At 41.5% G+C, this 7,986-nt stretch carries 4 protein-coding genes; 3 read left to right on the top strand and 1 reads right to left on the bottom strand.

Annotated features, from left to right (window positions below; genetic code table 11):
- Nucleotides 1-106: 106 nt before the first annotated feature.
- Entirely contained in the window at nucleotides 107-2,983 is a 2,877-nt protein-coding gene (locus KPY62_RS08545; protein ID WP_216581619.1) for a response regulator, read from the bottom strand.
- Nucleotides 2,984-3,663: 680 nt separating this feature from the next.
- Here KPY62_RS08545 and fmt point away from each other — a divergent pair.
- From fmt to thrC, 3 genes are all read left to right on the top strand, one after another.
- A complete protein-coding gene (gene fmt / locus KPY62_RS08550) occupies nucleotides 3,664-4,764 on the top strand; it encodes a methionyl-tRNA formyltransferase (protein ID WP_416384061.1) in 1,101 nt (366 codons plus the stop codon).
- A gap of 69 nt (nucleotides 4,765-4,833) precedes the next feature.
- Nucleotides 4,834-6,366, top strand: a complete 1,533-nt coding sequence (gene rsmB, locus KPY62_RS08555; protein WP_216581621.1) for a 16S rRNA (cytosine(967)-C(5))-methyltransferase RsmB — start codon at nucleotides 4,834-4,836, stop codon at nucleotides 6,364-6,366.
- Nucleotides 6,367-6,473: 107 nt separating this feature from the next.
- Nucleotides 6,474-7,895, top strand: coding sequence for a threonine synthase (gene thrC, locus KPY62_RS08560; RefSeq protein ID WP_216581622.1), 1,422 nt, complete (start codon nucleotides 6,474-6,476; stop codon nucleotides 7,893-7,895).
- The last annotated feature ends 91 nt before the right edge of the window (nucleotides 7,896-7,986 follow it).

Consider the following 7,986-nt stretch of genomic DNA (forward strand, 5'->3'; position numbering starts at 1 on the left):
TCGGTCACTGGCTTTTAGTAGTCTAACATATGGGAATATAGCCTCTTAATAGCTTATAAGCTCTATATTCAGGTTTGAACTTCTCATTGCCTAGCAGTTAAGCCTATTAAACATTAATAAGTCGCTGTAGTACTTCAAAAAGTTGCTGCTTATTAATAGGTTTAGTCAAAAACTCATTCATTCCTGCTTTATTACAAGCTTCCCTATCCTCTACAGAGTCATTAGCGGTGAGCGCTACTATAGGAATATCATTATCTTGCGCTCGAATAGTTCGTGTCGCTTCCATCCCATCCATCACTGGCATACGACAATCCATCAAGATAAGTACAATGCGCTGCTCGGTTGCCGCTAGCTGCTCTAAGGCTTGCTTACCATTTTCAGCAACGATAGTCTGATAACCTAACTGATCTAGCAGTTTACAAGCTACTTTTTGATTAATAATATTGTCTTCAACTACTAAGATTAAGGCTTCTATGGATTGCTTTGTAAATTGTTGACTATCACTATGGATTCCTATAACGGTAGGGGCTTGCGGATTTGGCTGTGCAAAAGCTTTAGGTTTTATAGATTCGCTAGCAGGCATTGGTAACGGTAACGGTAACGGTAACGGTAACGGAGATGAGTTTGCCAATAGCTTGGGCTGAGTTAAGCGAATGATTTCAGATAATAATAAAGTGATGTCTAAAGGCTTATGCAAAAACCCATCGAACTGATCTAGATAAGTAGATGAGATGTTACGCACCATCTTCATACTCAATAGAATCTTTGGTAATGGCATGGCTAGGAGGCCCTCTAAGTTACTCTGAGGCATAGTACTGGCTGTATGGTTATCAATACCAATATCAGCACCAGTAGCAACAGCAACTGAGTTGGCGATGCTTATTGGTTGGTTGTCGTAATCAAGTAATAATAACGGCGCTGAGGTTTTACTTTTATACTGCAGTTTTTCTGTGATCTCAGCTATAGGTGGCATCTCATTAATAGAGTAAATATCAGCACTGATAGATAAGTGATGGCAAAGCCGCCGCAGGTAATCAATATAGAGGTCATGTTTAATGATAGCGATCAGATAAATAGGGATTAGGTTAGCATGGAAGTAATAAGTAGGGTGATAAGTGGGCGCTCTACATGGTAAATAGAGGGCAAAAGTGCTGCCCGAGCGACCATCGCTATCGAGTTGGATAAAGCCTCCGAGGAGTTGTGCGAAACTATTAGAGATAGCAAGCCCGAGACCTGTACCACCGAACTTATGGCTGATCTGGGCATTAGCTTGGTTAAAATAAGAAAACAGGGAGTGTTTTTCATCTTCAGTAATACCTATACCCGTATCTATAACACTGAAGCGAATCCAATGATACTGATCGGTAGCAGCAGAAGAGTTGTTTTGAGTAGGGGGATGTTTGGCTAGGCCTTTGGTTCTATTTTGCGTGGTTTTTTGCTGAGTGACTGGCTCTACAATTAAAGCCACATAGCCTGAGTCAGTGAATTTAATCGCATTGTTCATTAGATTAAGAATGATTTGTTGTAAGCGCTTAGCATCAGTATCGATGAAACGAGGGCACTCAGGCATAAATAAATATAGCAGATCAATATTCTTTTTATAAGCACTACCAGCCATAAGGTCGACCACATGCTGATTGATTTTGAAGATATCAGTAGCGTCATTGGCGATTGAGGTTTTTCCGGCTTCTATTTTTGCTACATCTAGCATGTCATTGAGCATCGCTAGCATAGAGTGACTAGATTGTTTTAAGGTATGTAAAATATCTTGTTGCTTGAGCGAAAAAGCAGATTCTTCTACTATATCAAGGGTACCGATGATAGCGCTTAGCGGCGTGCGCAATTCATGACCAATAACTGATCTAAGCTGAGCAAACTCTTTAACCTGCAGCTGTAACTGCTGGTTTTTTAATTTTTCGCTGTCGAGTTGTTTGGTAAAGGCATCGACATTATTTACTAGCACAGTAAAACCATGTACTTGGCCATGCTCACCAAACCAAGGAGTAATGTGTAACTGATAAGTTTGCTTATTCTCTAAGCCATAGACTAGTAATGTACGAGTCACCCGTTGCAATGACAATTTTTGTAGCAGCTGTTGGGTTGTTGTGTCGATACCAGTGACAAAATCTGTCAAATTGTAGTCATTGTCGCGCTGAAAGATAGTATTAAAAACCTGCTCAAAGCGCTGATTAAAAAAGCTAATTTGACCTTGACGCATCACCATTAGCATAGGCAAAGGGGCTTGATCTACCAAACGCTCTAGCCGATGGCTCAAAGTCTTAATACGACGATAATTGGTATGCAGATGATAATTGATTCGCCCTAGACCATGACCTAAGCGTATGAACTCTTCGCTAGAGGAGGTTTGAGCGAAAGGAGGTAGGGTGTAGATATCTTTAGACGTAGTGGCCATACTCTCGATATAGTTCAGTAACCGTAACCAATCTAATCGGCGCTTGAGGGTATATACCAACACCACTGTAAATAAAATCATGGCCAACACTAAAGGCAACCAGTACTGGTAAGCCAGCCAATTTATATCTACAGGCTTGTGACGAAGTACCATATAGATTTGATGTCCGCCTCGCAGTTTAATGACTCCTGTCAGCGTATTATTGGTTAACTGATAACTATTATTAGGAGTAACTGATTTGGCAAGTTTGGGAAAAACAACAGTAGTAAACTTCTTTTCTCCTGGCCTAGTATAGCGGTGCACATAACTTTGCCCAGAGGGCAACATTAAGATAATTTGATAGCTAACGCCTTCAAAAAAAGGTTTGTCTAACAGGGCCAGCATTTCAACATCGGTAATAGTAGTGTTGTTAGATATCTCATAATGTAAGGCATCGAATACCGTTTGGCTGTACTGCTGGTTATTAGTTTTTAGCAACGAAAACATCATGACATAATATAAGGTCAGCATGATGAGCAAGCTCAAAGCATAAAATATGAGCAAGCGCGTTAGTGACCTGAACTTTCGCATATCACTTAATCCTATATCTGCAGCAAAGTGCAGTATGATAGTGATGGTCTAATAACCAGACAATACTCATTATCTGTCCTCTCAAATCTAACCGTAAAGGGCTTACAAGGTCTGTTCGAGTATTTTAACATGGACAACTATTCTCAGTGTAACTGGGGGTATGTTGACAGTTGACAAATAAACGTTGCTGATGGGTAATAATGGATCAAAGATAAGTACCAGACAAGATACAAATTGCAGATAATGCTGATGCCTTTTTATTGTTAGCAACTAATATTAGCAACTAATATTATAATCGGTAAGATTTACTAAATACTATTTATAAAGACTACAGAGTAATTTCAGCATCAGTCCCAAAGACTGAACTAGCAGAGTAGGGCTGTTATAGTCTGTAAGACAATAGCTATGTTGCTAGTTGCCATAATATTATTGCTTGCTGATACTGTGCTAAATCTATGACCTTATAATACTTGAGCTAAGTGTTTTTACCTTACTTCTGTTTTAAGGTAAGCCGCTAACAAGTAGTCTCTGCCAAAAACATAGCAGCGCTATGGCTGAAGGTTGAACACCCCTTATCCACAATCATGGCACAACGCGATAAACTCACTTATAATACAGCGAGCACTTATCTGCAATTTATAAACCCTACCTACTAAGCTGCGATGATAAACATGACTGCTATAAATGATTTTAACCCTAGTTTAAACCCCACGCAAAGTTTGGATGATGAGCATCCTGCTAGTATTAGCAAGATACAACCGTTACGAGTAGTATTCGCCGGTACGCCTGAGTTTGCAGCTACTAGTCTTGAGGCTTTAATAGCTCAACAAGACGCATTGAATATAATGATAGTAGCCGTCTACACTCAGCCGGATCGAAAAGCCGGGCGTGGACAAAAACTATCAGCTTCGGCGGTCAAACAAGTGGCCTTGGCACATAGCTTGCCTGTTGAGCAACCAGCTACTTTTAAAAAATCAGTTACAGAAGGTATAGCGGCTAGAGAAACACTGCGCAGTTATCAGCCAGACCTAATGATTGTCGCAGCTTACGGACTGATCTTGCCGATAGGGGTGTTAACTATGCCTACTTATGGTTGTCTCAATATTCATGCTTCACTTTTGCCGCGCTGGCGTGGTGCTGCTCCTATCCACCGAGCAATATTAGCTGGTGACAAAGAGACCGGCATTACTATCATGCAGATGGATAAAGGTTTAGATACAGGTGATATGTTGTATAAAGTTAGCTGTGCTATAGAGTCTGGCGACAGTGCAACTGGCTTACATGACAAACTAGCAGCTTTAGGCGCTACTGCTATTACCGCTGTGCTACAAGATCTGGCAGGCTATCAACAGCAGGCTATTAGCCAAGATAACAGTAAAGCCAATTATGCCGAAAAGTTAGTCAAAACTGAAGGCGAAATTGATTGGTCAAAACCTGCCGCAGTAATTGAAAGACATATTCGTGGCCTAACCCCTTGGCCAGGTGCTTACACCTTTTTACAAGGTCAGCGAGTCAAAATTTTAGCCAGTTTACCGGTTAATACTAGCCAGCAAACCCACGAGACTTCTGGTAAGGTCGTTAGTGTTGGACGCAAAGCAATTTTAGTCGCTTGTGGGATCGCAGCTGACGATAGTGAACAAGATAATTCTATCCAACAGCCAGCTGGCACTATCGCTATAACTGAATTACAGTTTGCTGGTAGTAAGTCAGTCAATGCTGAACAAATTTGTCATGGTAATCAGCTCAATGACGGTGACCAATTTAGTAATAATGCACCTTAATAATTTATAGTTATAGCTCCCTTTAATAAGCCAACACAGATGCCTAATAGGCATAGGAAATCAAGTAATATGAGACAAACCACGTCTAATAGCCCTAGAAATAATAAAAACAAGCCATCAAGCAACTTAAAAATGACTGGTAGCGTACGTGTACGTGTGATTCGCACTTTATTAGCCATTCAAAATGGTCAGTCATTATCTAGTGTATTAGATCCGCTACTCAATAGTCTGCACGAGGGCGATAAAGGTTTTGCTCACGCATTATTATTGACCACTTTGCGCCAGTGGTATGCGCTTGAGCGCCTACTAGATAGTTTGGCTGACAACCCTATTGATGAAAAAGAAGTACGCACGACTATTCAAGTAGGTCTGACCCAGCTACTTTATCTACAAGTGGCTGATCATGCGGCTATTCATGAAACCGTTGAAGCGGCAAAAGAGATCGAGTTTGCTCATGCTACTGGTCTAGTAAATGCTATTTTGCGCAAAGTCGCTAAGAACCCAAGCAAGTTCCGTAAAAAGTGTGATAAAAAGCACAGCTTGCCTAATTGGCTTGCTTATCAGCTCAAGCAAGATTGGAGTGCTGAGTATGACGATCTCATGCAAGGTCTGCGCCAACCTGCGCCAATGTTTTTACGAGTAAATTCTGCAGTTACTGATGTTAATAGCTATCAGCAGAGCTTAGTTGATGCTGATATTAGCGCTGATTTGGTAGAGATAACGAGTGCTTTTCAACTGCCTAATAAGGAGCAGGTTACTAACGTTAATACCTCAGTGTTACGTTTAGAGCAAACCACAGCAGTGAGCGGTTTACCTTCCTTCGCTGAAGGGGTGGTTAGTATTCAAGATATGTATGCTCAATTAGCGGCACCTTTGATCAATCAAGCATTTATCAACAAGGTGAGCACTGACGGCAATGTGGATGATTTGCAGATTCTAGATGCCTGCGCTGCTCCTGGCGGTAAGCTTGCCCATTGGTTAGAGTTGTTAACTACTGATAGTCAATCGCCATTGTTTCATGTGAAACATACTGATGCTAATGATAGCAATGATCAGAAATACAGCATTAAACTGACCGCTATCGATAATGAAGCGCCACGCATTACTCGTATTTATGAAAACCTAGAGCGTCTAAATCTAGAGCAGTCAGAGCAAGTCAAACTAGATATTGTCTGTGCTGATGCTACTCGCTGGCAAGGAGCGAACAAGCAAGCCGATAACAATGCTCCGGTATTTGACGCCATCTTGCTAGATGCCCCTTGTACCGCTACTGGTGTTATTCGTCGTCATCCTGATATCAGTATCTTGCGTAATGAAGAAGACGTAGAACAAACCGCGCGCTTGCAAGCCGAGATCTTGGATAATCTATGGCCACAATTAAAAGTTGGTGGCTATTTGTTATACATCACTTGCTCAATATTAAAGCAAGAAAACGTTGAGCAGATCCAAGAGTTTATGAGACATCATACGGATGCTAGCGCTATTGAATTCACTGAAGAGTGTAGCTGGGGTATCGCACAAGAAGTTGGTCGTCAGTGTCTGCCGATAGATAGCGAAAGTGGTGACGGCTTTTATTATGCGTTGCTGCACAAAAAGGCTTAGTAAGACTCTTTAAAACACACTCTTAACTAGCGTGATTTTTGGCTTGAACCGCTTTTGTTAGTTGAGAGTGGCCTATTTGAACAAAACCTTGATAGATAGGATAAGACATGAAATATATTAGTACTCGTGGTCAGACTGAACCGATGGATTTTAGCGATGTATTGCTAATGGGGCTTGCGCCTGATGGTGGTTTGATGCTGCCTGAGCATTATCCGCATATTGATAATGCTACTTTAGATGAGTGGCGTAGCTATAACTATCCGCAGCTAGCTATGGCGATTATGCAGCGTTTTGCTACTGATATTCCAGCCGCTGACTTGCAAGATATTATTGAGCGTACTTATACTGCTGAAGTATTTGGTGACGCTGATATCGTACCAGTGCGTAAGCTTGAGGATAATATTTATATCTTAGGGTTATCAAATGGGCCAACGTTAGCGTTTAAAGATGTAGCAATGCAATTCTTAGGCAATGCTTTTGAGTATGTGCTTAAGCGTCAAAACGCGCGTATCACTATTATTGGCGCAACTAGTGGCGATACGGGTAGTGCTGCCGAATATGCACTGCGTGGTAAAGACAACATCGAAGTATTTATGCTATCACCGCATGGCAAGATGAGTGAGTTTCAGCGCGCGCAGATGTATAGCTTGACTGATGCTAATATCCACAATATCGCCATTGATGGTATGTTTGATGATTGCCAAGATATCGTCAAAGCCTTGCAGCAAGATGCTGAGTTCAAAGCGGCTTATAACTTAGGTACCGTCAACTCCATCAACTGGGGCCGGATACTGGCACAGATTGTCTATTACTTTAAAGCCTACTTTGCCGTGACTAGTAGCAACGACGAGCAAGTTAGTTTTAGCGTGCCTTCAGGTAATTTTGGTAATATTTGTGCCGGTCATATCGCTCGTGAAATGGGCTTACCGATTGGGCGCTTAATCGTCGCTACTAACGAGAACGACGTGCTCAACGACTTCTTCAATCACGGCGCTTATAAGCCACGGGCAACAGATAAAACTTACATCACTTCTAGTCCGTCTATGGATATTTCTAAGGCCTCTAACTTTGAACGTTTCATTTATCTATTGCTAGATAAAGACAGCGTTCGCGTTCATGAGCTATTTGAAGGCGTAAAAGCAGGTCAAGGCTTTGACTTGTCTGATTTAGCACAAGTGGTTAATAGCCGTTATGGTTTTGCTGCCGGTAAGTCTACTCATGCCGATCGCTTACAAACCATAAAATCCTTGTATCAACAGTATGGTGAATTGGTCGATCCACATACGGCAGATGGTATCAAAGTCGCTAAAGAGCTACAGCAAGCAGGTGAAACTATCATCTGTGCCGAAACAGCACTGCCTGTTAAGTTCGCAGACACCATCATCGAAGCTGTCGGCCCTATAGAGATTGCTCGACCAAAGCACACCGAAGGTTTAGAAGCTCTAGAACAGCATGTGGTTATTTTAGATAACAAGGCAGAGCTAGTAGCTGAGCTAATTCGTCAGCAAGTTACTGCTAACCCTGCATAGAGTTTCTATAATAAAACAACAGGGCTATAGAGCAGCTCTATAAAACAGTATTGTGACTATTATTAAACGACTAACGGCTATCATTTATTGA

The organism is Psychrobacter sp. TAE2020, from assembly GCF_018919485.1.
Classification (GTDB): domain Bacteria; phylum Pseudomonadota; class Gammaproteobacteria; order Pseudomonadales; family Moraxellaceae; genus Psychrobacter.